The sequence below is a fragment of the Rubellimicrobium arenae genome, from assembly GCF_017916275.1.
Taxonomy (GTDB): Bacteria; Pseudomonadota; Alphaproteobacteria; order Rhodobacterales; family Rhodobacteraceae; genus Rubellimicrobium; species Rubellimicrobium arenae.
The window spans coordinates 363,999-387,819 of record NZ_JAFMST010000001.1; the positions used below are offsets into that span (position 1 = coordinate 363,999).

Below are 23,821 nucleotides of genomic sequence, written 5' to 3' on the forward strand. Positions count from 1 at the left end.
GCCACCGTCGCTACGTCGTTCGTATCGGACGGCAGGCTGTTCGGCGTCAGCGCCGGTCGCGGGTGACCGGCACTTCGACCAGGGCCATCGCGGGGGAGGGTCGGACCGATCTGCCGCCGGGCGGAGTGCCGTCCTCGTCGGCGGCCATGCGCATGATCGCGATCCCGAACTGCACGCCTGCGAAGACGATCCCGTTGAACACGACCAGCATCACGCCACCCAGCCATCCCGTCTTGGTCTCCAGCACCAGATGCCGCAGGCCACCGACATCGAAGACCAGCAGCAGGGCGACGAAGGTCACGGCGAGCCCGAAGCCCGCGAACACGTTGAGAATATAAAGACGGATAAGGTTCGGCATGGCGACGCTCCCTGCCACCACGATACATGACTTCGGCCCGGGCGCCAGTGCGTCGATCGGACCCGGCGACAGGGTGAGCCGGACGTTCCCGCGGCAACCGAGCCCATGACGGCTGCGGTCTGCCGCACCCCCCGCGACGTGCTCGCTTCCTTAGCATCCGTGAGGGCGAACCAAGATGTCGGTGCGCCGCGCGCCGCCTGGGTCTCTGCAATGCGCAGGCAACGTCAGGCCTTGAGGATGAGCGCCTCCCAGGGGCCGAGCGTCACATCCCCCCTCAATGGACCGGTGTCCCGTCCCGGATCGTTGCTCAGGAGCGTGCGCCAGGCCTCGGGACCTGCGGGCAGCGCGAATGGCTCGGGGTCCCGGCTGAAGTTGACGACCACCAGCAGGTGATCGCCCCCGAGCGAGCGCGAAAAGACGAACAATCGCTCGTGAGCAGGATCAAGGTCGAGGTAGTCGCCATAGACCAGCGCAGGCTCGGCGCGCCGCAGCGCGATGAGGCGCTGGTAATGCCGATAGACGGAATGCTCGTCCACGAGGGCGGCGGCAGCGTTGACTTCGGAATGGTTCGGGTGAATCGCGAACCAGGGGTTGGGACCAGTGGTGAAACCGGCATGGCGTCCGCCAGTCCACTGCATGGGGGTGCGCGCATGGTCACGGCTCGTGTGGCGCAGATGCGAGAGGAGCTCCTCCCCTTCGACCCGCCCGGTCTCCACCCAGTCCGCCCAGAGGCCTTTGACCTCGACGTCGTCGAACTGGTCGATGCTCTGGAAGGGGTAGTTCGTCATCCCGAGCTCTTCCCCCTGGTAGATGAAGGGCGTGCCGCGCTGGGCCAGCATCATCGTTGCCAGCGCCTTGGCCGACGGGACGCGGCAGGGGGCGCTGTCGTCGCCGAAGTGGCTGACCGCGCGGGGCGTGTCATGGTTGCCCAGGAACACGGTGTTCCAGCCGGTGCCCCCGACTGCGTGGTCGAGGCGGGTGTAGACGGCCTTCAGGTCCGGCAGGCTCCAGGGCGTCCTGCGCCACCCCTCCCGGTCGAGGCGGACAACATCGAAGTGGAAGACCATGTTCAGCTCGTGCCGGTCCTCGGCCACGAACAGGGAGGCCTGCCTGTCGCTAACCCCGAAGGCCTCGCCCACGGTCATGACGTCATAGCGCGAGAGCACCTCGCGGTTCATCTCCTGCAGGTAATCGTGGACCCGGGGGCCGTTCGCATAAACGTCCTGCGGCGCCCGCAGCTGCTCGGCCGTCAGGTCGGGGAACGAGGGATCCTTGGAAATGAAGGGGATGACGTCCATGCGGAAGCCCGCCACGCCCTTGTCAAGCCAGAACCGCATCAGGTCGTAGACCTCGGCCCGCACCTCGGGGTTGTCCCAGTTCAGGTCCGGCTGCTTTGCCGCGAACAGGTGAAGGTAGTAGTCGCCTGTCGGTTCGTCCTTCGTCCAGGCAGAGCCCCCGAAGAACGAGGGCCAGTTGTTCGGAACCCCGTCCGATCCATCCCGCCAGATGTAATAATCGCGCTTGGGATTCCCGCGGGAGCTGCGGCTTTCGGCGAACCACGCGTGCTCGTCGCTCGTGTGGTTCACCACGAGGTCGATGATGAGGCGGAGCCCGCGGGCGGAGCATTCGGCCAGGAGGCGATCGAAGTCCTCCATCGTGCCGAACTCGTGCATGACCTTTCGATAATCCCGGATGTCATACCCGTTGTCGGCATTCGGAGAGTCGAAATGGGGGCTGAGCCAGATCACGTCCACGCCGAGGCCTGTGATGTGATCGAGCCTGGAGATCAGGCCGGGCAGGTCGCCGATGCCGTCGCCGTCGGAGTCGGCGAACGAGCGCGGATAGACCTGATAGACCACGGCCTCCTTCCACCAACGTCGGCTCGGGACGTCAGGTGTCTCGGTCAGGGTGGAGGCGTGTTGCGGCATGGTGGGCCCCTTCGGCATGTCGATGCTAAGGCTAGCGCGATCGGCCTCGCTGTCCCGGTGCTTCGGTGGACGCCGCAAGGGCCTGCGCTGGACCGCCCGATGCCGCTGGGCGGCTGCCGATCTGGACCTCCCCGAGGATCGTTTAGGAGCGGCTTCGTCGGGCTCCCCGGCCGATCTTTTTTCCTGACATATCAATCATCCGGCGTACTCGCCCGCCGCCCGGGACACGGCGTCGCACCGCCTTGCTGCGTTGCCGCATGACGCTCATGTAAAGGCGCGACGGGGGTCCGGGCCCCTCTGGCGGCGGCTGGTTGCCCCGCGATGTCGGACCCTCTTTCGACGCCGCTCGGGGGTGGCGTCCCATCCGAGGGAGACGACGACGTGCTGGACGATCCAGTCCTCCTGGCCCGCCTTCAGTTCGCGGCCAACATCACATTCCACATCCTGTTCCCGACGATCACCATCGCGCTGGGCTGGATGCTCCTCTTCATGAAGCTCCGATTCACCTGGACGCGCGACTCTGCCTGGATGGAGCTTTACAGGTTCTGGGTGAAGGTCTTCGCGCTGACCTTCTCGCTGGGTGTCGTGTCCGGCATCGTCATGAGCTTCCAGTTCGGGACGAACTGGCCTGGCTTCATGAACACCGTCGGCAACATCGCCGGGCCCTTGCTGGCCTATGAGGTCATGACGGCCTTCTTCCTCGAAGCCGTGTTCATCGGCGTCATGCTCTTCGGCCACGGCCGCGTGGCGAACTGGGCGCATACGATCGCGACCGCGCTGGTGGCGATCGGCACCACGCTCTCGGCGTTCTGGATCATCGCCCTGTCGTCCTGGATGCATACGCCCGCCGGCTTCGAGATGCGCGATGGCGTCGCCCACGCCACGGACTGGAGCGCCATCGTCTTCAATCCTTCGATGCCCATCCGCCTTGCCCATATGCTGCTGGCCTCGGGGCTGACGGCAGCCTTTCTTGTGGCCGGAATGTCGGCCTGGCGCTGGCTGCGCGGCGACCGCGCGCCCGCCGTTCGCAACGGCCTGCGACTGGGCGTGACCGTGGCGGCGGTGCTGATCCCCGTTCAGATCTTCGTAGGCGACATGCACGGCCTGAACACCCTGGAGCATCAGCCCGCCAAGATCGCCGCGATCGAAGCCAACTGGGAGACTGGGCCCCATACCCCGCTCGTGCTCTTCGCGATCCCGGACGAGGCCGCGCGCGAGAACCGTTTCGAGATCGGCATCCCGTCGGGGGCAAGCTGGATCCTGAAGCACGATGCCGCCGGCGTGGTGCCCGGGTTGGATCAGTTCGAGGAGCGGCACCCTCCGGTGTCTCCGGTCTTCTGGTCGTTCCGCGTGATGGTGGGCACGGGCATGGCGATGCTGGCCGTCGCCTGGGTCGCCGCCTGGCGGCTCTGGCGGCGGGGCGAGCCCGGAACCCTGGTCGGGGCCGCGCTTGTCGCCATGACCTTCTCGGGGTGGGTCGCGACGATCTCGGGCTGGTATGTCACGGAGATCGGGCGGCAGCCCTGACTGGTCTACGGCGTGCTGGCCACCCACGAGGCCGCTTCGGACGTTCCGGCCGCCATGATCGCCACCACCTTCCTGGGCTACATGGGGCTCTATGCGTTCCTCCTCGCGGCCTATGTGGGCACCCTCTACTACCTCGCCGGCAAGGGCCGGCGCACCGACGTCACTGTGGAAGGGCCGGGCGCGGTGCCCGTCCCGAGCCAAGCCTGAGGAGGCCGCCATGGAACTTCTGGGATACGCGCCGGCGCTCTGGCTGCCGGCCGCCTTTGCCGGCCTGATGGGCCTTGCCATCCTGCTTTACGTGGTTCTCGACGGCTATGACCTCGGGGTGGGCCTGCTCCTCGGCGGGGCACGGGACGAGGCGGAACGAGACGCGATGATCGCCGCCATCGGACCCTTCTGGGACGCCAACGAGACGTGGCTGGTGCTGGCGACGGGGCTTCTCCTGGTGGCCTTCCCAATGGCGCACGGGGTCATCCTGGGCGCCCTGTACCTGCCGGTGGCGCTCATGCTCCTTGGGCTGATCCTCCGGGGTGTGGCGTTCAAGTTCCGCACCAAGATGGCCCCGGGCTCGAAGCTGTCGTGGGACCGGGCCTTCCTGGGCGGCTCCGCTCTGGCGGCGTTGGCGCAGGGCTGGATGCTGGGCTCCTACGTCTTGGGCTTCCAGCAGGGCTGGGCGGCGAACCTGTTCGCCGCCGTGACCGCGCTGGGGCTGGCCGCCGCCTACGCCTTCATCGGGGCCTGCTGGCTCGTCGTGAAGGCCGAGGGCGAGCTTCAGCGCCGGGCCGCGCAGTGGGCGCGGAGCACGCTGGGCTTCGCCGCGTTAGGGTTGGTGGCGGTGTCGGTGGCCACGCCGCTCATCAGCGACAGGATCTTCGCCAAATGGTTCTCCCTGCCGAACGTGCTTCTGCTTGCCCCGATCCCGTTGGCAACGGCGGCCCTGCTGGCAGGGTTATGGCTGGCGCTTGGTCGCTATCCGCGGCCCGGCGACCGATGGAACTGGGTGCCCTTTGCCGGCGCGGTTGGGATCTTCGTGCTGGCCTTCGTGGGGCTGGCCTTCTCGTTCTACCCCTATGTCGTTCCGGGAACGCTGACGATCTGGGAGGTGGCTGCCGCGCCCGAGAGCCTCGCCGTCATCCTGACAGCAAGCGTGTTCGTGCTTCCCATGATCCTTGCCTACACGGCGTTCAGCTATTGGGTCTTCCGCGGCAAGCTGGGAACCCTCCGCTACGAATGATCCGACGTCCCGGAGCCAAGGCCGGGCGCTGCTGCAGGATGGTCGCGCCGGGAGGACCTCGCAACGCGACCTCAACCGGATGACGGTTCGACCACCGCAAACCGAGGGGCAGGGGGCGTTGATCCCCTGGCTCGCCGTGGACTGTCACCAGCGTGTCCGAGGGGCGGCGTCAGTCCGTGCGGAATTCTTTCTCCCCTCTGCCACGAACGACCGCGCGAGCGTTCCGACCTGCACCGGGGCTTCGGTTTGCTGCCATGATGTTGTAAGGCGTCGCCCTCTGGACCACATGTCGGGCCGTCGGGACCACTGGCGGAAGCAATCGGACGCAATGATCGATCAATCATGATGCAGGAAAGCGGAGTCCCCATGAACCAGGTCCATCCCGGGCTGACCAACGCCGCACGCCTGTCCGTCGCACCGATGATGGACTGGACCGACCGTCATTGCCGCGCCTTGCACCGGATGCTGTCCCGTCAGACCCTGCTCTATACCGAGATGGTCACCGCTGCGGCCGTGCGCCATGGGGATCGCGTACGCCTTCTCGCCTTTGCGGAGATGGAGCAGCCGGTGGCCCTGCAACTCGGTGGATCCGATCCGGCCGAACTGGCGGAGGCGGCCCGGATCGGCAGCGCGTTCGGCTACTCCGAGGTGAACCTGAACTGCGGCTGCCCGTCCGACCGCGTCCAGTCGGGATGCTTTGGCGCCGTGCTGATGCAGCAGCCCGATCTGGTGGCCGACTGCGTCAGGGCCATGCAGGACGCCACGGCATCCGAGATCACCGTCAAGTGCCGCATCGGCGTGGACGAGCAGGACCCCGCCGTCGCTCTGCCGCGGTTCCTCGAGGCGATCTCGCGCGCCGGGGTGCGGCGCGTGACCGTGCATGCCCGAAAGGCCTGGCTCCAGGGCCTGTCCCCCAAAGAAAACCGGGACGTGCCGCCCCTCGACTACCCGCTTGTGCTTCGGATGAAGCAGGCGTTCCCCGATCTGCACATGACGATCAACGGAGGGATCACCAGCCTGGGCCAGGCTACGGACCTGCTGGCCCAGGGAATGGACGGCGTGATGATCGGGCGGGCCGCTTACCATTCTCCGTGGGATGTCCTTGGCCGAGCCGACAGCCGTCTCTGGGGGACGGCCGACCCGTTCGGGCACCCCGAAGAGGCCGTCTGCGCCATGATGCCCTATATCGATGAGCATCTCGCCGGCGGAGGACGCCTGCATCAGGTCACGCGACACATGCTCGGCCTGTTCACGGGGCGCCCCGGCGCGCGCGCCTGGCGACGCATCCTTTCGGAAGAGGCGAACAGGCCGGGAGCAGGGCTGGACGTGCTCCGCCGGGCGCTCTCGGCTGTCGAGGTCGAGCCGGCTGCCGCCTGAGACGGCCCGCTCGACCGGACGGGCGCGGGGCCGTTCAGCTGTTGCCGTCGGGCCGGAACATCGCCGCATCCTCGGCGGCCTTCCGGATGGCGTTCGACTTGTGCACGGTCTCCATGTACTCGGCCTCGGGGTCGCTGTCGTAGACCACGCCGCCACCCGCCTGGATGTGAAGCTTGTCCCCCTTGAGCACGGCGGTCCGGAGCGCGATGCACATGTCCATGTCCCCGTTCGCGCTGAAGTACCCGACGCCGCCCGCATAGACGCCGCGCTTTTCCGGCTCGAGCTCGTCGATGATCTGCATCGCGCGGACCTTGGGCGCGCCCGACACCGTGCCGGCCGGCATCCCGGCAAAGAAGGCCGACAGGGCGTCCTCGCCCTCGGCCAGTTCGCCGACCACGTTGGACACGATGTGCATGACGTGGGAATACCGTTCGATCGTGAAGGTCTCCGTCGGGCGCACGGTTCCGGGCTTGGACACCCGGCCAACGTCGTTGCGGCCCAGATCAAGCAGCATCAGGTGCTCCGCCCGCTCCTTCTGATCCGCCAGCAGCGACGCCTCGTTGTCGCGATCCTCCTCCGGCGTGGCGCCGCGGGGGCGGGTCCCGGCGATGGGACGGATCGTCACCTGCTTGCCGAAGACCCTGACCAGGATCTCGGGCGAAGCTCCGATCACCTGAAAGCCGCCGAAGTTGAAGAAGAACATGAAGGGGGACGGGTTCGTCCGCCGCAGGCTCCGGTACAAGGCGAAGGGAGGCTCGCGGAAGGTCTGCGTCCAGCGCTGCGCCGGAACCACCTGAAAGATGTCTCCGGCCCGGATGTACTCCTTGGCCTTTTCCACAGCCGACATGTAGCCAGCCTTGGTGAAGTTGGACACGGGGGGAGAAGGCTCGCAGGGTTCCCCCAGAACGCGGGCCGCCTGGGGCACGCCCCGTTCCAGCGCCCGCTGGGCGTCCATCACGCGCTCTGCAGCCTGGGCGTAGGCCGCCTTGGCCGGAAGGCCCGATCCCGTCCAGGCTGGCGCCACGAGGATCACGTCCCCCTTCACCCCGTCCAGCACGGCGACGACCGAGGGCCGCAGCAGGACCGCGTCCGGAAGGCCGAGCGGGTCCGGGCGCTGATCGGGGAGGTTCTCGATCAGCCGGATCATGTCGTAGCCCAGGTAGCCGAACAGCCCGGCCGAAGCGGCGGGCAGCCCGGCGGGAAGGTCGATCCGGCATTCCGCCAACAGGGACCTCAGCGCCTCGACCGGCGGGCCGTCCATCGACTCGAAGGCATCATCGTCGTAGCGCGCGGTTCGGTTCAGCCGGCTCGTGGCGCCGCGGCATTCCCAGACCAGATCCGGGTTCAGGCCGATGATCGAGTAGCGCCCCCGGACTTCTCCGCCCGTCACGCTTTCCAGCATGAAGGAATGCTTGGCCGCGCCGGCCAGCTTGAGCATCAGGGACACCGGCGTGTCCAGATCGGCGGCCAGGCGGGTCCAGACCACCTGGTTCCGGCCCGCGTCGTAGCCATCCCGGAAGGCGGCAAAGTCGGGGAACAGCGACATCAGTTAATCTGGCCGTTCACGGCCGCCACGGCCTGGTCGTTGATGCGGATCTCAGTGCCGGCCTGGAGTTGCCGGGCAAAGGCGTCGAAGATGTCCCGGGATATCGCGCCCGAGATCTGGGAGGCGAGGGTCGTCCGCTCGGCGACGACGGCGGGGTCGTCCTCGGGCGCCGTGGTGATGCTGTCCAGCCGAAGCACCACCGCGCCGTCGCCGACCGGCAGGGCACGGGCTTCGCCTTGGGCCAGCGAGAACGCCGTGCTCACGAAGTCGGGGGGCGTCCCCTCGACGGCTCCTCGCCGGGTGAGCGCGGGTTCGGTCTCGGGCGTCAGTCCCTGATCCTCGAATCTCGCACCAGCCGAGATCGCCTCCGCCTGGGCCTTGGCCGCGGCTAGCACGGCCTCGCGCCGGGCCTGGGCATCCCAGCCCGCGCGGACATCCGCAGCAACTTCGTCCAGGGGACGGAGCTCGGCCGGCGTCACGCCGTCGAGGCGCAGCACCATGAGACCGCCGTCCGACAGGTCGACCGGCTTCGGGAAGTCGCCCTCCCGCGCCGCGGCGGCCGCGTCGCGGAACTCCTGGTAGGCCGCAGGGCCGTCGCTCATGCCTTCCGACCAGTCGATCTGGCCGGGTTCGAGATCCGTCCGCTCGGCGAGGTCCTCGATCGTGGCGCCCCCGGCGGTCAGATCCTCGACCTGCGATCGCAGGTCGGCGATGACGGACTGGGCCTTCTCGTTGGCGATCTCGTTCCGCAAGTCCGGCGTGGCCTCCTCCAGGGTGGTCTCGTCGGCAGCGATCACGGCATTGATCCGGAACAGCGCGGGCCCAAGGCCGGTCGGCAGCGGACCGACGACCGATCCGCTCGCCGCCCCGAAGACCGCGTCCCCGGCGCCATCGAGTTCGCTGCGGGAGACGTCGCCCAGATCTATGTCCGACAGCAGGAGGCCGCGCTCCTCCACGAGCGCGTCGAAGCTGACGTCCCCTGAGTCGAGCCGCCCCTTGGCCGCCTGCGCCGCCTGCTCGTCGGGGAAGACCAGCCGCTCGACCAACCGGCGCTCTTCCTTGACGAATTCTCCGAGGCGGCTGTTGTACAGGTCCTGGATCTCCTGGTCGGACACCGACATCTGCCCCTGGATCATGTCCGGCGTCAGCCAGGCATAGCTGATCTGCCGGACCTCGGGCGCGGTGAACTCGTCGGGGTGGTCGTCATAGTAGGCCTGGAGATCCTCGTCCGTGGGCTCGGGCAGGCTGGTGACGGCCTCGGGCCCGACCGGCGCCCAGGTGACGCTCCGCTTTTCGTTGGAATAGGCGGCCAGGATCCGGCTGTAGGTCACCGGCTCCGGCACGCCGCCCAGCACGGCGGCCTGGAGGATCGTGCGGGTGGTGTCGCCCCGCAGCGAATTCTCGTAGCTGGCCTCGGTCAGGCCGGCGCGGCGAAGCTGCTCGCGGTAGAGGTCGCGGTCGAAGTTGCCATCGACTCCCTGGAAGGCCGGCGTGCCGCGAACGGCATCCGCCACCCGGATGTCCCCGACCGAAAGTCCGAGCCGCTGCGCTTCGGCGTCCAGCACCCGCTGGGTCACCACCTGCGCCAGGACGGCCCGGTCCAGGCCCATGGCCTGGATCTGCTCCATGGTCGGACGCTGGCCGGTCTGCTGCTCCATCTGCCGGATCTGGGCCTGAAGCGCATTGGCATAGGTCTGGGCCGGGAGTTCCAGTCCGCCGACCGTCCCCATGTCGGTGGAGCGCACCCGGCCACCCCCCGTGAACCAGCCCCCGAAGCCCAGGACGATGAGCCCCAGCATGAGCCAGTAAACCAGTTTGTTGCCCTTGCGCGCCGCCATGGCCGTGTCCCCCTAGCGCCCTCTCACGGGGCGGGCCCTGCATAGGCGGGCCGGGGAACACACGCAAGCATCAGGGGGTCACGACGTCGAGCCGGTCGAGCAGGGCCCCGATCCCCTCCCGGTCCACGTTGGCGAACGCGATGCGGAGGCCGCGCGCGCCCTCGGCCATGCCGTCGGGCATGAACATAGTTCCAGGCAGGAGCAGCACGCCAGCCTCGCGCACCAGCCGCTTGGCCAGCTGGTCCGACGGCTGCTCGAAGGGGTGCGTGGCATAGGCGAAGTAGGCCCCGCAGCCAAGCAGGTTCCAGCCCTTGGCCCCGAGCCGACCGAAGCCTTCGACCATCGCGGCCCGACGGTCCAGAATCTCGAGACGCTCGGCCGCGACCCAGTCGCCCAGGTGCCGCATCCCCCAGAGCGCGGCGTGCTGGCCGACCTGCGGTGGGCAGATCGCCACCGTGTCCAGGAATTTCTCGACCTCGGCCAGCCGGGTCCGGGACGACAGGATCGCCCCCACGCGGTGCCCCGTCAGTCTGTAGGCCTTGGAGAAGGAATACAGATGGATGAGGGTGTCGTCCCATTCCGGATCGCGGAACAGGTCATGCGGGGCACCCTCGCGCGAGTCGAAGTCGCGGTAGGTTTCGTCCACGATCAGGGCGATGCGACGGCTGCGGGCCAAATCGAGGAACGCTCTCAGCGCTGCGGCCGGATATTCCGCCCCTCCAGGGTTGTTCGGGGACACGAGCACGATGGCCCGGGTGCGAGGCGTGATCAGGGCGGCCGCCCGTTCGGCTTCGGGAATCAGGCCCGGGCCGCAGGGCAGGGGCACGGTCACCGCGCCCGCCATGTCGTTCCACATCCGGTGATTGAAGTAGTAGGGCACCGGAAGGATGACCTCGTCCCCTTCGCTGCAAAGCGTCGCGATCGCCGCGCAATAGGCCTGGTTGCAGCCGGAGGTGATGGCGACCTGGTCCGCTGCGATGGCGCCCCCGTAGGCCGCGCTCCAGCGAACCGCGATCTCCTCGCGCAGGGGCGACAGGCCCAGCACCGGTCCGTAAAGGTGCACGGACGGATCCGACAGCACCATCTCGGACATGGCCTCCCGCAAGGGAGCGGGGGGCGGATCCACCGGCGCGGCCTGGCTGACGTTGATGAGAGGGCGGTTCGGCGGGAACTCGACGCCGTCGAGCCAGCGCCGCGCCTCCATCACGGGCGGCGCGAAGGTCATGGCGGTGCGAGGCAGGGGCATGGGAAATCCGCAGTCGGGGTGAGGGAATGGACACCGGGTCGGGGGCGCCACCAAGCCGGGCCGCCCCTCGACCTCCTAGTCGCGTCCGCGATACGGCTCGACGTACTGGAGGGCCATGTCCCAGGGGAAGAAGATCCAGGTGTCCTGGCTCACCTCGGTGATGTAGGTGTCCACCTGGGGCTTGCCCTTCGGCTTGGCATAGACCGTGGCAAAGTGCGCCTTGGGATACATCTGCCGGACAAGCTCCAGCGTGCGGCCCGAATCCACGAGGTCGTCGACGATCAGGATCCCGGTGCCATCGCCCATGAGGGCGGAGTCCGGCGCCTTCAGGACCCGCGCCTCGCTCTGGGCCTGATGGTCATAGCTCTTGACGCTGATCGTATCGACCGTCCGGATGCCGAGTTCACGGCTCACGATCATGGCCGGCGCCATGCCGCCGCGGGTGATGGCGACCACGGCCCTCCAGGCGCCGGCGTCCGGCCCCTGGCCATCGAGCCGCCAGGCCAGGGCGCGGCTGTCGCGGTGGATCTGGTCCCAGGAAATGTGGAAGCCTTTTTCATGGGGCAGGCGGTCGGTCATGACGTCCTCTCAGGTGAGCGCGATCTCGAGTCCCAGGACCCCCAGCAGGACGCCGAAGACCCGGTCGAGCGAGGCCTTGAGCCTCAGATAGGCCGCTCGCGGAGCGGACAACGAAAGAGCCCGCGCCACCAGCAGATACCAGAGCGTCTCGTCGATGAAGATGACGGCGACAATGGCGGACTTCCAGGCGAGGGAAGTTTCGGGCGGCACGAGGCCTACGAACACCGCGCCGAAGAACACGGCGGGCTTGGGATTGGTCATGAAGGTCAGCACGCCGAAGCGCACGGCGGCCCGGGCGGACCGGGGGGCGGTCGCGCCGTCGGCCTCGACCGGCGCGCCCGCATGCTGCCACATCCGGACGGCGATCCAGATCAGGTAGGCTCCACCCAGCACCTTGAGCGCGAGGAGCACGGGCGGGACGACCTGGAACAGCAGGGCCAGTCCGGCGAGCGCCGCCGCGGCCCAGACGGCAGCCCCGATGCCGTAGCCCAGCGCCAGGGCCGCCGCGGCCCAGAAGCCTTGCGCGACCGCCGTGCGGACGCAGACGACAAAGGACGGCCCCGGGCTCATCGCGGCCAGGAGGTGCACCCCGACGACGGCCAGGAGGACGGCAGGTGTCATGCGTCCTTGGAGATGTCCGGCGCGTCCACGGCCTTCATGCCGACGATGTGGTAGCCCGCGTCGACATGCAGGACCTCGCCGGTGACCGCGCTGCCGAGCTCGGACAGGAGATAAAGGGCCGACTTGCCGACCTCCTCCTGCGAGACGGTCCGGCGCAGCGGCGAATTGTACTCGTTCCACTTGAGGATCAGGCGGAAGTCGCCGATCCCCGAGGCGGCCAGGGTCTTGATCGTGCCCGCGCTGATCGCGTTCACGCGGATGTCCTGCTTGCCCAGGTCCTCGGCGAGGTAGCGCACCGACGCCTCGAGAGCGGCCTTGGCGACGCCCATGACGTTGTAGTGCGGCATCACCTTTTCCGACCCGTAGTAGGTGAGCGTCAGGCAGGAGCCGCCCTCGGTCATCAGGGGCTCGGCCCGCTTCACCACGGCGGTGAACGAGAAGACCGAGATGTCCATCGTCATCAGGAAGTTGTCGCGGGTCGTGTCGACGTAACGGCCGCGAAGCTGGTCCTTGTCCGAAAAGCCGATCGCATGGACGATGAAGTCCAGCTTGCCCCAGCGGCGGCCCAGCTCCTCGAAGAGGGCGTCGATCGACTCCATCCGGCTGACGTCGCAGGGCAGGACGATGTCCGATCCCACCTCGGCGGCAAGTGGCGTCACGCGCTTGAGCAGGGCGTCCCCCTGGTACGAGAAGGCGAGCTCCGCCCCCGCCTCGCGGCACATCTTGGCGATGCCCCAGGCGATGGATTTGTCGTTCGCCAGCCCCATGATGAGGCCGCGCTTGCCCTTGAGCAGATCCGTCTGCATGCGGCCATCCCTTCCCCTGCGGCGTTTCGCCCGGGTGTAGGCGAACGGCCGTGCCCCATCAAGAGCCGCCGACCGGGCTTTGGAGGGGGTCCTGCCGCTGCGTCCCTCGACATGTCACAGGACACATTAGGGTTGCATCCGGTCGCCCGGCGGCGGTATCGCCGGAGCTTGAAGGGGGACGATGTGGCAGACCGGACAGGCATATTCGCTGGTGAGGACCCATTCGTTCTGGCCCGGGCCTGGATGGCCGAGGCCGAACGGAGCGAGCCCAACGACCCGAACGCGATCGCCTTGGCGACCGTGGATGCGGACGGGATGCCGAACGCCCGGATGGTCCTCCTCAAGGAGATCGAGGCCGGCGCCTTCGTCTTCTACACCAATTACGGAAGCCGGAAGGCCATGGAGATCGAGGCCGCCAGACGTGCCGCCTTCGTCATGCACTGGAAGACCTTGCGCCGCCAGGTTCGGGCCCGCGGGCTCGTCTCCCGCGTCGAGGGCCCGCAGGCCGACGACTATTATGCCTCCCGCTCGCTCCAGAGCCGTCTGGGCGCCTGGGCGTCCCGGCAGTCGCAGCCCCTCGAGTCGCGGACCGCGCTCCTGGCCGAGGTGGCCAAGGTCACGGCCCGTCATGGGACCAATCCGCCCCGGCCGCCGTTCTGGGGAGGCTTCCGGCTCGTCCCGCTCGAGATCGAGTTCTGGGCGGACGGCCCGTTTCGCCTGCATGACCGGTTCCGCTGGTCCCGCCAGGACCCTGGCTCGGCATGGGACGTGGTGCGTCTCAACCCGTGACTTTAGTTCGCCGTGGATGTTTCTGCGGTGTGAGGTAGCTCGTTCGCGTGTTAAGTTACGTTCGAAACCCTGACCTAAACTTGGCCGACGCGCCTTGCGCCGAGCGGCTAGAGAGACCTCGAGATATGTCTGAAGACCAGAGCGGACGTCCGACCGTCCGCGGTCATGTCAAATGGTTCGACCCTGGGAAAGGGTTCGGCTTCGTGGTGGCTGACGATGGCGGCCCCGACATTCTCCTTCATGCCAACGTCCTGCGCAGCTTTGGCCAGAGCACGGTGGCCGACGGTTCGGCGATCATGGTCGAGGTGGCCCGGACCGAGCGCGGCATGCAGGCCACGACCGTTCTGGCGCTCCAGCCGCCGGAGGTGCCCCCGGGGGCGGGCCTGGCCGACCTGGCCGACATGGATCCGGCGCTTCTGGCCGAGCAGCCGTTCCAGGCCGCGCGCGTGAAGTGGTTCGACAAGGGCAAGGGCTTCGGCTTTGCCAACGTCTGGGGATCGGAGGAAGACGTGTTCCTGCACATCGAGGTGCTCCGCAAGTCCGGCTTCGCGGATCTCGCGCCGGGCGAAGCCGTGGGGCTGCGTGTCATCGAAGGAAAGCGGGGCCGGCTCGCCGTCGAGGTGCTGGCCTGGGACGTGGCGGGACGGGTGGCCCGATGATCCGCGGCGCTCTCCTCCTTCTTGCGGCGCTGGTGGGAACGCAGGCTGCCCATGCCGAGTGCCGGGACGACCGGGTCACGATCCGGGGCGGCTTTGGCGAGGCGCACTTCGTTGTCCAGGTTGCCGACGATGCGGCCGAACGTGCGCAGGGCCTCATGAACGTGGAGCGGATGGACACGCTCGGCGGCATGCTGTTCGTCTACGACAAACCCCAGAGCGTGGCGTTCTGGATGGAGAACACCCTCATCCCGCTCGACATGATCTTTGCTGGGCAGGATGGCCGGATCACAGCAATTCATGAGAATGCGGTTCCCCTGGATCGGACGCCGATCCCTGGCGGGGACGCAGTCCAGTATGTCCTGGAGGTCAACGGCGGCCTGACCGAACGTCTTGGGATCGAGGTGGGCGACGCCTTGCAGCATCCCGTCATCGGCGAGGGCGCCACGCTCCCCTGCAACTGAACTCCATCCTGCGGGGGCTTGCCGGTCGGCCACTGATCCTGTCGAGCGTGGCGAGCTTTGACATCTTGGGACCTGGCGATGCAGGGCCGGGGAGCGTGACGGCCCTGATCGGATGTGTCGCTGGGCCGACCTCGGGTCGGATGGCAGAAGTCCCGGCGCCATTCGTCCTGTCCGTCCTGAATCAGCTTCGCCCCTCCCGGAAACGGCCTGCAATTCCGTCATGGCCACCCTCTTCCCGCTGAAGGGGTGCTTTGCATTCGGCTCCATCTGTCCTAAGAGGGGGCCGGTTCGGGGCGTAGCGCAGTCTGGTAGCGCATCTGCTTTGGGAGCAGAGGGTCGGGAGTTCGAATCTCTCCGCCCCGACCAATTTCAAGAAGTTCAGTGATATTAACAAGTTATATGCCGGGCAGGGCGGATTTGTGTAGCATCTATGTGGCTGCTACGCGTGGCGCTCGTGCAACATGAACCGACGGGTCGGTGTCCGACGCCGCAATGTCGACGTGGCGCGACGGCAAGGCCATGATCGTGGGCATGAGCCGGCGGATCTGCGTGGCGATCTACGAGCGCATCCGGGCGGCTCGGCCCGACTGGCACAGCGATGCCGACGAGGCGGGCGCGGTCAAGGTGGTCATGACCGGCAGCGCTAGCGATCCCCAGGCCTTCCAGCCGCACATCCGCTCCAAGGCCCGCCAGGAGGTGCTGCGCAACCGCTTCCGCGACCCGGCCGATCCCTTGCTGCTCGTCATCGTGCGGGACATGTGACTCACGGGCTTCGACGCGCCGGTCATGCACAGGCTCTACTTCGACAAGCCCATGCGCGGGCACGGGCTCATGCAGGCCATCGCGCGGGTGAACCGGGTGTTCCGCAACAAGCCCGCTGGGCTCGTGGTGGACTACATCGGGCTCGCGGCCGAGCTGAAGGCCGCGCTCGCGCACTACTCGCAGGGCGACCAGGCCCAGACCGGCATCGACGAGCGCCAAGCGATGGAGGCGTTCCTGAACGCCCTCGACGTAGCGCGGGCGCAGTTCCACGGCTTCGACTACGCGGGCGCGCTCGGCGCCGACACCGCCAAGCGCCTCCTGGTGCTGCCCGCGGCCCTCAACCAGATCCTGGACGGGGCGCGGGAGGCCGAGGACGCCGAGATCGGCACCAAGCGCTTCCTCGACGCCGTGGCGGCGCTCGTGAAGGCGTTCAAGCTCGCCTCCGGCACGCCGGAGGCCTCCGCGCACGCCGCGGAGGTGGCCTTCTTCGTGGCCGTCCGCTCGGGGCTCGAGAAGGTGGACGCGGCGGGCGGCCGGGGGCGGTCGGGGAGCCCCGACTTCGCCATCGAGCAGCTCGTGAACCGCGCCGTGGCCTCGACCGAGGTCGTCGACATTCTGGAGGCCTGCGGCTTCGACCGGCCGGACATCAGCGTGCTGTCGGACGAGTTCCTGCTCGAGATCCAAGGGATGCAGCACCGCAACCTGGCGGTCGAGGCTCTGAAGAAGCTCCTGAACGGCGAGATCGCGAGCCGGACGCGGACCAACGTCGTGCAGCAGGAGGCCTTCTCGCACCGGCTCCAGGTGGCGGTCGCGCGCTACCACAACCGCAGCCTCGACGCGCTCCAGGTCATCCAGGAGCTCATCGCTATCGCCAAGGACCTGCGCGCCCAGCCCAAGGACGACCTCACTGAGGAGGAGCGCGCCTTCTACGACGCCCTGGCGAAGAACGAGTCCGCGGTCGAGGTGATGGGCAACCAGGAGCTCCGCATCATCGCGGCCGAACTCGTCGCCACTGTGCGCCAGAACGCCGGGGTGCACTGGTGGACGCGCGACAACATCCGCAGCCGGATGCGGGTGGCCGTGAAGAAGATCCTGCGCAAACACGGCTGGCCGCCGGATCTGGAGGCCGAGGCCGTGCAGACGGTGATCCGGCAGGCCGAGGCCATCGCGCAGAACCTCGTTTAAGGTCTCGGCGACAAGAAGTGCGCAATCGAGCTCTGGGGCGAACCACAGGCGTCCGTAGACACCCGTCGCTTGGTAGGAGACCGCCTGAGGCTGCTTGACCCCTTGGTCGCCCTCCTACGCGCCGCAGCGGGCGTCCTACTGCCTGACATCACGTAGCCGGTCGTGATCGGTGATGCCGATGACCGGAGATGGGCGCCGGTGGTGAGCTGGGTCAGCGGGCGCGACACGCGGGTGAGTCGGCTGTCGCCGAGGAACTCCAGGAGCTGATCGCGGATCTCCGGCTTGCGCGTCTTCAGCAAGTAGCCCGCCCATCCCTCGGCGTCGTAGATCGGCCGATCGTCCCACTGCCGCGCCGCGCGCTTGCCTTCCCAGCGGCCGCAGGCCTTCACGAAGGCCCGCCGGACCTGGTCGATCTCGACGCCTACGGGAAGGACGACCACCCCATGGAGGTGAAGCTGCTGCGTCTCGGGACTCCAATCCCAGGCGATGAGATAGGGCAGGTCCTCCACGCCCTGGACCACGAGCTCTCGGCGCAAGCTGGAGGTCAGCATTGCGGTCGCGTCACGGGTCTGAAGCACCGTGGCGTGGAAGTCGTCTCCGAGCTTGCAGGTGATTGCGAGCCCGCCATGCGCTTCAGCGGTCCGAATGTGCGCAACGATCTTCTCCAGCGGGTCGAGCTTGCGCCAGGTGGGCGCGCTGACGGGCGACCATGCCGGAGCCGGGCTGGTGATCGAGTAGGGGCTTGGCGGGCGCTTGACCGTCTTCTCCGTCTTGTCCGAGGAGGTGCTGCTCGTTGCATGAGACTGCGGAGAGGACGAACTCGTTGAAGGGGGGAGAGAAGAGCTACTGGACAAGCTGTCAGACGCGGGCGCGCCAGGCCCATGCTGGACAGGGTTCTTGTAGCGTTCGAGCCAGGTCTCGTCCGCGCAGTTCCTGACCGTCTCGCCGGCCGGCTTCCCGATGTCTGCTGCGCACTTCATGTCCTTCGTCGCGGGCTCGATCTGGGTTTCGATCGGATCTTGGCGGTCGCAGACGTCGAAGGTCAGCTTGTCGAGCTCGGCCAGGACGTCCTCGTCCCGCACCGCCTCGCGCGGCTGCAGCACGTGCGAGTCAGCCCCGACCTGCGGCGTGTGCCTGTCGTGTGACTGAGTGGTGGGGCTTTCGGAAGTGCTCGGTGATGCGACGAAGGCGTCCTTCTTGGCGGAGTCGTCATCACCGGGGATAGGGTCATCGAAGATCAGGCCCTCGAGCTCCTTGAGGACATCGTCCTCGTCCTCGTCGGAGTCGATAGCGCTGGCCACCGTCACATGCCTCGACTGAATGTGCGCGCCGACCTTGGCCTGCACCCGGCCGGTATGCATCTTGGGGTCCGGCTCGGTGCGCTTCGTGCTCGGCCTCCTCGGGTTGGGATCGACGACCGTCGAGGTTTCGGGAGTGGCGGCGAAGGCGCCGCTGAGGTCGAGGTCCGTCAACTCCTCGTCCGTGTCCGAACACAGGAGAATGGCCGGTTTGCGCCGGCCCGTCGGTGGCGTCCGCGCCTTCTTGGGCTCGACGGTAAGATCGGGGCCGAGGTCGAGATCACGAAGGTCGTCATCTTCGTCCTGTGGGACGCTCCGGACCTCGAGGTGAGCTGTCGACCGAGGCACGGACTGCGCCGGCACCGGCATCCCGGCGCCACCCGCTTCTCCAGAGTCATCCTTCTCGGCGACGTCGGGCACGCCCGACGCGGCCCCGGTGGGCGCGTCGAAGATGATCTGGTCGAGCTGATCAAGCACGTCCTGGTCGCGGGCGCCGTTGGTCCTCTCCGAGGCGCAAGAAGGAAGTTCAGCGAGATCCTCCTTGTCAGCCCCCTCCAGGGCACCCTGTGCGGCAGGCGCAGCAGGGTGTGCAGGGGATCTGTCCTCATGAGGAGAGGTCGGCGAAAGGTGTGCGGCAGCCGCGCGCAGATAGCCGAGGAGGTCCTCGGGCAAGGCTACTTCGATACGCAAGTTCAGGTTCATGGGATATCCCAGCAGATAGAGCACATGGCACGCCCAGAGGGCGCGGGTGGAGACGAGTGGGTGCTTCTACTGCGTGCACGGGCCCTAGCGGGCTGCGGCACCCCAGGTTCTGTCCCGAGAGGGGTCCTGGGTGGCGGCGACGTAGACGGAACGAAAGGAGAACTCAAGCAGAAAAATGAGAAGACTTTGGGGCGCCCTGGATGACCTAAGGTCGGCTGCCTGGGCGGTGCAGGAAGTGGAGGAGTCCGCCCCGGGGTGCTGCCGGTGACCCGACCGATCCGGATCGAACTGACGTATTTTCCCTAGGACTTCGTCTGGCCCATCGGCGGTCTGTCGGGGTCGAGCATCGGGTCCCTATCGACGTCCACCTGCTGGACCGCCGACGAGTCCCGCCGTCAGCATCGCGCCGTTCCCTTTCCTCTCGATCTGGTCCGGGACCCGGCGCCCGCGTGGCTTCTCGCGGTGCTCCTGGCCATTCCCGGCACCCGGCAAGTAGGTAGATGCGGCCGTGCTCGCCAGGATGTGCGCCAGCACCTCTTGGAAGCTCCGTAGACGGGCTTCTCGTGCTCGTCGCGCTTCTCCTCCAAGATCTCGACGAAGCTCTTCCTGGAGCCCTCCCAGAGTCTCTGGAGCGCGCTCCAAGTCGAGGGTCTTGGTGGTCACGACTCCGGTCGCCCACATGGGGCTCGGGATCCAGAGGAATGGAGCGAGCAGGGCGTGGCGCACTCGGGCGCGCTGCGGCCCCAGCCCGTCCACACATACCTCTTCTCGATGAGACCCGCATGATCTGCGCCGTCCGGATCAGCTGATCGCACAGGACCCGACCCCACTCGGTCAGGATGTGCCTTGCTGAGCGACAGGTCATGTTGACGGTCATCGGCGTCTGCGTTGACGCACTCGGACGCGGTCTTGCCCTTGGAGCCGGCGATCAGGTTCGGGACGTGCTGCACGCAGGGCCCACCCTGACGACCGGCAGGGTGGGCTCCAAGTGGGCGATCTCCACGTCCACGTCGCGCTCCATGGACGTGCGGCTCGTCAACGAGTGGCTCCCCAGGGGCGTCGCGTGCTCAATGAACATCGCATACTCCGTCCGGGGGACACGGACGTCGACGAGCGCGTCGTGGTCCATCTACCTGTCCATCAGCGCCCGGCGGAGCGCTTGGACCGCGGCGAGCGTCGGTGGTGGATCCCGGTCACCAACGATGGCGCGCAGCATCTCGATCCGGGCGAGCTCGTTCTCGGTCGGCGGGCGGTCGTCGGGGACGCGGAAGCCCTCGATTATCTTTCTCGTGGAGCCCGGGGCGGGTTGCCGGCACCGGCTGAGGACGATGTTGGTCATGCCGGTCACCGTCCGAAGATGCCGTAGATCGCCGCGCGGGCGCGCTTCGTGAGCGCCGGGTCGGTGTGGTCGGAGGCTTCGCGAATGGCTTCGAGCCACTCGGCCTCGTTCTTCGTCACGATGGCGTTGAAGATCTCCTCGATTTCCCGTGCCGTGGTGGCGTGGCCTTCCTGGTCGAGGGCAAGAAGGTAGAGCCGGCGCGGGTCTACCTCGAGGGCGCGAGCCAGCGCGGCCACGCGGTCGAGGGCGAGCTTGGTCTGCCCGTTCTTGAGCATTGAGACCATGTTCTGGTTGGTGAAGCCCGCCTCGCGGGCGACGTCCGCCTGCGTCTTCGTGGGCGCGAGCTCCACAAGACGAGTGCGAAGGAACGTGGCGAACTTGCCGGCGCCGTGGGGCCCGAGCTTGGTCATGGTGCTATCCTGCTGATGATGAACAGCTTTCGTGCTGTCTCTTCAGTTATAGCGTTGCGTCGATGGGATGATCGTGGCGAACCCGGGAAACCTGTGCGCTGATTGTGCCTCTTGCACGGATCAGAAATCTGCAGGTCACCGTCTCGCACACGAAGTGCGCAAGGCGCTGATCGCCGGCCACGGGCCCACGTGGACGATCCACTCACGATAGATCGCGACGTCTACCAGCGTGGTCCGCCTAGGTGTTGGCCCCGTTCAGCAACATCGAGACAGCAGCGGTGATCTGGGCCAGGGCGAAGGGCTTGGACACCATCACGCTTTTCGGAACGCCCTTGACGGTCCACTCATGGCCGCTGTCACCGCTCATGTAGACCACCGGGATGGCAGGCACGAGTTCGCGCGCGCGTCGGGCGACCTCCCATCCGTCCGGTCCCGGCCCGAGTCGGATGTCGGTGAGCACACCTCGCAAGCGCCCGGCGTAAGCGTCGAGAGCCGAGAGCGCCTGACGGCCGGCCGTCGCAACCACCAGCTCGAAGCCTTTGTCTTCCAGCTCATCCTGAAGGGTCATCCGGATCAGCGGCTCGTCCTCGACCAGGAGGAGCAGGATTCTATTGGCCAAGGCTGGTGCTCCTTGGCTCAGTCAGGCGCTGGCCGGTTGCTGAGGCGCAGATCGCAGACGGTGGTGCCCTCGTCGTCGATGACATGCATCTGCCAGTCGGGATGCTGCCAGAACATCGGACCGAGATCTTTCAGCGCCTCGGCGACGGCGATGATGGCCTGGGCGCGGGCATCCCCAGGTCCGGACAAGGTGATGCCGATCTCGTCGGGGATGTCGCGGCCGTCGTGAACATGGAAAAAGTAGCGGGGCATGATGGCTCCTCGCGTGGGCGCAGCGGGAGCACAGTTGCGTCTCTCAGGCATCGGTGCCGCAGGGGTCGTGACCGACGATGGTTGCCAATGCTGCACGCGCAGCAAGGTTCCACTCACATGGGTTAAGCCCGGAGCCGAAAACCTCTGTTTCGCCTTCACGAGCGCGCGACCGGCCCAGGGGCACTTCCCCCGTTCGCCTCCCCTGCCTCCCTCAGGCTTGCTCCGAAACGAACAGGAGAAAGGCCCGCCGCAGGATCGTCCTTTTCCCGAACCAGACAACCATAAGTTATATCGGGAGGCCGCTTTCCTCGTGCAGGGCAGGTCAGGAGACCCGCTCAGGGAGGCGCACATGCTGCTGCACGATCTGCTGACTGGGAAGTCCTGTGGTGCCTTGCTCCGGGGCCGTCGGGTTCTGGTGGTGGAGGACGAGTTTCTCATCGCCGAGGACCTCTGCGAGGAGCTCCAGTCCTGCGGGGCCAAGGTGATGGGCCCGGCGGCCAGCGTGGCCGAGGCGCTGGCGCTTCTGGATCACGGACCGGCGCCGGACATGGCCGTGCTCGACATCGGGCTTGAGGACGAGAAGGTCTACCCTGTGGCCGACGCGCTGCGGGCCCGGGGCATCCCCTTCGTCTTTGCTACAGGCTACGACGCCTGGGTCATCCCCCACGCCTACACCGACGTGCCACGCGTCGAGAAGCCGGTGGGCTTGCGAGGGGTCTCGCTCGCACCTTGATCGGAGGGCGAAGCTGGCCTGCCGAACGAGCGTGTCGTGTCGAGATATGTGGGGCACCAGAAGACCACGTCAGGGCTCCAGCAAATCTCTTGCTCCCTGGAGCGGCCCACTCGCCTCTAGGTCTCGCCCGTGATGGTAAGCCGGCACACGGTGGCGCCCGTCTCGTCGATGACGTTGAGCCGCCACGCGGGCCCGCCCCAGAACCGGCCGTCGGCGTCCTGCAGCATCTCGCCCGCCAAGGTCACAGCCGCATCACGGGCCTGCTCGGGCCCCTTCAGGTCGATGCCGTCCTCGTCCACCGGGTTGGGAGCGCCGTCGACGTTGAAGAAGTAGCGCGGCATGAAGAGTCCTTCCCGCTTGCAAACAGCCCGGCCGACCCGCGTGGTCCGGCCTTGGGTCGGATGGCGCGTCGGACCGGCCCGGCCGAGACCCGGTCCTGGTCCCCTCAGGCCATGGGGTCGACCGGCTCCGGCAGGTGCAGGTAGTCGTCGCGGAAGTCGCCAAGCTCCACGAGCCCGTCCCAGTCGTGGATCGTGAGCCGCCCCTGGCCGAAGCTGATGAGACCCTGACCCCGGAGCGCCTGGAGCGTGCGGTTGACGTGGACGGGCGACAGCCCCGTCATCTCGCTCAGATCCGCTTGCGTGACCGGGAAGGGGCAGGTCCCGTCCTGCGCGAGGCCCGCCTGCTTGGACCGGACCATGATCTCGCAAAAGAGGTGCGCCATGCGGCTGGGCGCCTCGCGCTGTCCGACGTTGACCACCCACTCGCGATGGATGGAGCCGTCCACCAGGGTGGCGCGCCACAGGTCCTCGCCCAGGCGGGGGTGGGCGAGGTTGAGCCGTCGCAGGTCCGCGTGCGGCATGTAGTCCAACTGGCAGTCGGTGATCGCCCAGATGTCGCTGTCGAGGAGCTTGAGGTGGAGCGTGTGCATGTCCGGCACGTCGCCCAGGATGTGCAGCGCCATGATCTGGCGCTTGCCCCCCGCGACCACCTTGGAGGTGCAGGTCACGCCCTCCGAGAGCAGAAAGCTCCGGGACGGCTTGTCGCCCTCGCGGGAGATGATCTGGTCGGCCTTCACCTGGGCAGACTGCACGGGGACGGCGCGGATCGCGATGATCTCGTCCTCGGACAGGACCATGGCGCGGGCGAGCTTCGAGAGGAGAGGATGGTCGGCGAGCATGAGACGGCTCCACGCAAGAGAGAGGCGGGAGCGCTGTTGTGTCTCGCAGTCGCCGAAGGGCCACGAACGTGCCGGCGATGGCAGTAACATGGGATACGGAGCCGCCCAGGCAAGCGAGCCGTCGGCGCCCGACCGCCGAGCTGCCCCTTGTGCCGCATCAGTTCCAAGGATTCTGTGCGCCAATCTTGATTGGCGCAAATCCTCAGGATCGTTCCCGAGGGCGGACGCTACGGGTTCGGCGGACAGGTTGTCCATCTGGTCTCCTGCCGGGAAGGTGGACGGAAGGGTGGATCAGCGTCCTTCCCAAGCGGCTGGAAGCCAGCGAGGCAAAGATGGCCGCATCATCTCAGGTGCCGAGCCTACGGCACCACCG

General features: G+C 67.5%; 24 protein-coding genes, 1 tRNA gene and 2 pseudogenes. 11 read left to right on the forward strand and 16 right to left on the reverse strand.

Going from position 1 to position 23,821, the window contains the following annotated elements:
- Positions 1–46 precede the first annotated feature (46 nt).
- Together J3P31_RS01765 and J3P31_RS01770 are read right to left on the reverse strand one after the other, a co-directional pair.
- Positions 47–358 carry a hypothetical protein gene (locus tag J3P31_RS01765; protein ID WP_210526670.1) on the reverse strand — a complete coding sequence of 104 codons (312 nt, stop codon included), beginning with the start codon at positions 356–358 and terminating at the stop codon, positions 47–49.
- A 224-nt stretch (positions 359–582) separates the two neighbouring features.
- Positions 583–2,286, reverse strand: a complete 1,704-nt coding sequence (locus J3P31_RS01770) for an alpha-glucosidase (RefSeq protein WP_210526671.1) — start codon at positions 2,284–2,286, stop codon at positions 583–585.
- Between the two features lie 381 nt (positions 2,287–2,667).
- Between J3P31_RS01770 and J3P31_RS01775 the strand changes: the two are divergent.
- The 3 genes and pseudogenes from J3P31_RS01775 to dusA all read left to right on the forward strand — a co-directional run bounded on the left by J3P31_RS01775 (position 2,668) and on the right by dusA (position 6,424).
- Positions 2,668–4,020, forward strand: a pseudogene (locus tag J3P31_RS01775) (cytochrome ubiquinol oxidase subunit I).
- Between the two features lie 10 nt (positions 4,021–4,030).
- Positions 4,031–5,047: a cytochrome d ubiquinol oxidase subunit II gene (locus J3P31_RS01780; protein ID WP_210526672.1), complete on the forward strand. Its 1,017-nt coding sequence runs from the start codon at positions 4,031–4,033 to the stop codon at positions 5,045–5,047.
- A gap of 366 nt (positions 5,048–5,413) precedes the next feature.
- Positions 5,414–6,424 carry a tRNA dihydrouridine(20/20a) synthase DusA gene (gene dusA / locus J3P31_RS01785; RefSeq protein WP_246849195.1) on the forward strand — a complete coding sequence of 337 codons (1,011 nt, stop codon included), beginning with the start codon at positions 5,414–5,416 and terminating at the stop codon, positions 6,422–6,424.
- A 34-nt stretch (positions 6,425–6,458) separates the two neighbouring features.
- Here the strand turns inward: dusA and trpE are convergent, their stop codons facing one another.
- The 6 genes from trpE to fabI form a co-directional block, all read right to left on the reverse strand.
- Positions 6,459–7,970: an anthranilate synthase component I gene (trpE, locus tag J3P31_RS01790; protein WP_210526673.1), complete on the reverse strand. Its 1,512-nt coding sequence runs from the start codon at positions 7,968–7,970 to the stop codon at positions 6,459–6,461.
- A complete protein-coding gene (locus J3P31_RS01795; protein ID WP_210526674.1) occupies positions 7,970–9,808 on the reverse strand; it encodes a peptidyl-prolyl cis-trans isomerase in 1,839 nt (612 codons plus the stop codon). The genes trpE and J3P31_RS01795 overlap by 1 nt, the downstream gene beginning before the upstream one ends.
- A 70-nt stretch (positions 9,809–9,878) precedes the next feature.
- Positions 9,879–11,054, reverse strand: a complete 1,176-nt coding sequence (locus tag J3P31_RS01800; protein ID WP_210526675.1) for an aminotransferase — start codon at positions 11,052–11,054, stop codon at positions 9,879–9,881.
- 75 nt (positions 11,055–11,129) lie between these two features.
- Positions 11,130–11,633 (reverse strand): xanthine phosphoribosyltransferase, encoded by a 504-nt coding sequence (gpt, locus tag J3P31_RS01805; protein WP_210526676.1) that lies wholly within the window; start codon positions 11,631–11,633, stop codon positions 11,130–11,132.
- A 9-nt stretch (positions 11,634–11,642) separates the two neighbouring features.
- Positions 11,643–12,254 carry a LysE family translocator gene (locus J3P31_RS01810; RefSeq protein WP_210526677.1) on the reverse strand — a complete coding sequence of 204 codons (612 nt, stop codon included), beginning with the start codon at positions 12,252–12,254 and terminating at the stop codon, positions 11,643–11,645.
- The gene (fabI, locus tag J3P31_RS01815) at positions 12,251–13,060 is read right to left on the reverse strand and encodes an enoyl-ACP reductase FabI (RefSeq protein ID WP_210526678.1); all 810 of its coding nucleotides are present in this window, start codon (positions 13,058–13,060) and stop codon (positions 12,251–12,253) included. The genes J3P31_RS01810 and fabI overlap by 4 nt, the downstream gene beginning before the upstream one ends.
- A gap of 183 nt (positions 13,061–13,243) precedes the next feature.
- Here fabI and pdxH point away from each other — a divergent pair, with 183 nt between their 5' ends.
- From pdxH to J3P31_RS01840, 7 genes and pseudogenes are all read left to right on the forward strand, one after another.
- Entirely contained in the window at positions 13,244–13,849 is a 606-nt protein-coding gene (pdxH, locus tag J3P31_RS01820; protein WP_368372997.1) for a pyridoxamine 5'-phosphate oxidase, read from the forward strand.
- A gap of 125 nt (positions 13,850–13,974) precedes the next feature.
- Complete coding sequence (locus tag J3P31_RS01825; protein WP_210526680.1) at positions 13,975–14,508, forward strand: cold-shock protein; 534 nt, start codon at positions 13,975–13,977, stop codon at positions 14,506–14,508.
- A complete protein-coding gene (locus tag J3P31_RS01830; protein WP_210526681.1) occupies positions 14,505–14,969 on the forward strand; it encodes a DUF192 domain-containing protein in 465 nt (154 codons plus the stop codon). The genes J3P31_RS01825 and J3P31_RS01830 overlap by 4 nt, the downstream gene beginning before the upstream one ends.
- 289 nt (positions 14,970–15,258) lie before the next feature.
- Positions 15,259–15,335: transfer RNA gene (locus tag J3P31_RS01835), tRNA-Pro, on the forward strand.
- A gap of 126 nt (positions 15,336–15,461) precedes the next feature.
- On the forward strand, positions 15,462–15,731 hold the full coding sequence (locus J3P31_RS21195; protein ID WP_246849193.1) for a hypothetical protein: 270 nt from the start codon (positions 15,462–15,464) through the stop codon (positions 15,729–15,731).
- Between the two features lie 12 nt (positions 15,732–15,743).
- Positions 15,744–15,854 (forward strand): annotated as a pseudogene (locus J3P31_RS21910) (type I restriction enzyme subunit R domain-containing protein); the annotation flags it as partial.
- Between the two features lie 3 nt (positions 15,855–15,857).
- Positions 15,858–16,916 carry a DUF3387 domain-containing protein gene (locus J3P31_RS01840; RefSeq protein ID WP_438270259.1) on the forward strand — a complete coding sequence of 353 codons (1,059 nt, stop codon included), beginning with the start codon at positions 15,858–15,860 and terminating at the stop codon, positions 16,914–16,916.
- Here the strand turns inward: J3P31_RS01840 and J3P31_RS01845 are convergent.
- From J3P31_RS01845 to J3P31_RS01870, 6 genes are all read right to left on the reverse strand, one after another.
- On the reverse strand, positions 16,913–18,916 hold the full coding sequence (locus J3P31_RS01845; protein WP_210526682.1) for a hypothetical protein: 2,004 nt from the start codon (positions 18,914–18,916) through the stop codon (positions 16,913–16,915). The two genes, J3P31_RS01840 and J3P31_RS01845, sit on opposite strands and share 4 nt — an antisense overlap.
- 928 nt (positions 18,917–19,844) lie before the next feature.
- The gene (locus J3P31_RS01850) at positions 19,845–20,045 is read right to left on the reverse strand and encodes a hypothetical protein (RefSeq protein WP_210526683.1); all 201 of its coding nucleotides are present in this window, start codon (positions 20,043–20,045) and stop codon (positions 19,845–19,847) included.
- Positions 20,046–20,255, reverse strand: a complete 210-nt coding sequence (locus tag J3P31_RS01855; RefSeq protein WP_210526874.1) for a hypothetical protein — start codon at positions 20,253–20,255, stop codon at positions 20,046–20,048.
- 5 nt (positions 20,256–20,260) lie between these two features.
- Positions 20,261–20,665, reverse strand: coding sequence for a helix-turn-helix domain-containing protein (locus tag J3P31_RS01860; RefSeq protein WP_210526684.1), 405 nt, complete (start codon positions 20,663–20,665; stop codon positions 20,261–20,263).
- 238 nt (positions 20,666–20,903) lie between these two features.
- Positions 20,904–21,284: a response regulator gene (locus J3P31_RS01865; protein WP_246849191.1), complete on the reverse strand. Its 381-nt coding sequence runs from the start codon at positions 21,282–21,284 to the stop codon at positions 20,904–20,906.
- Between the two features lie 17 nt (positions 21,285–21,301).
- On the reverse strand, positions 21,302–21,535 hold the full coding sequence (locus J3P31_RS01870; protein ID WP_210526685.1) for a DUF6894 family protein: 234 nt from the start codon (positions 21,533–21,535) through the stop codon (positions 21,302–21,304).
- A 349-nt stretch (positions 21,536–21,884) separates the two neighbouring features.
- Here J3P31_RS01870 and J3P31_RS01875 point away from each other — a divergent pair, with 349 nt between their 5' ends.
- Positions 21,885–22,268, forward strand: coding sequence for a response regulator (locus J3P31_RS01875; protein WP_210526686.1), 384 nt, complete (start codon positions 21,885–21,887; stop codon positions 22,266–22,268).
- A 116-nt stretch (positions 22,269–22,384) separates the two neighbouring features.
- On the opposite strand, the gene J3P31_RS01880 is transcribed toward J3P31_RS01875, so the two are convergent.
- Together J3P31_RS01880 and J3P31_RS01885 are read right to left on the reverse strand one after the other, a co-directional pair.
- Complete coding sequence (locus J3P31_RS01880; RefSeq protein ID WP_210526687.1) at positions 22,385–22,609, reverse strand: DUF6894 family protein; 225 nt, start codon at positions 22,607–22,609, stop codon at positions 22,385–22,387.
- Positions 22,610–22,713: 104 nt separating this feature from the next.
- Positions 22,714–23,448, reverse strand: a complete 735-nt coding sequence (locus J3P31_RS01885) for a Crp/Fnr family transcriptional regulator (protein ID WP_210526688.1) — start codon at positions 23,446–23,448, stop codon at positions 22,714–22,716.
- Between the last annotated feature and the right edge of the window lie 373 nt (positions 23,449–23,821).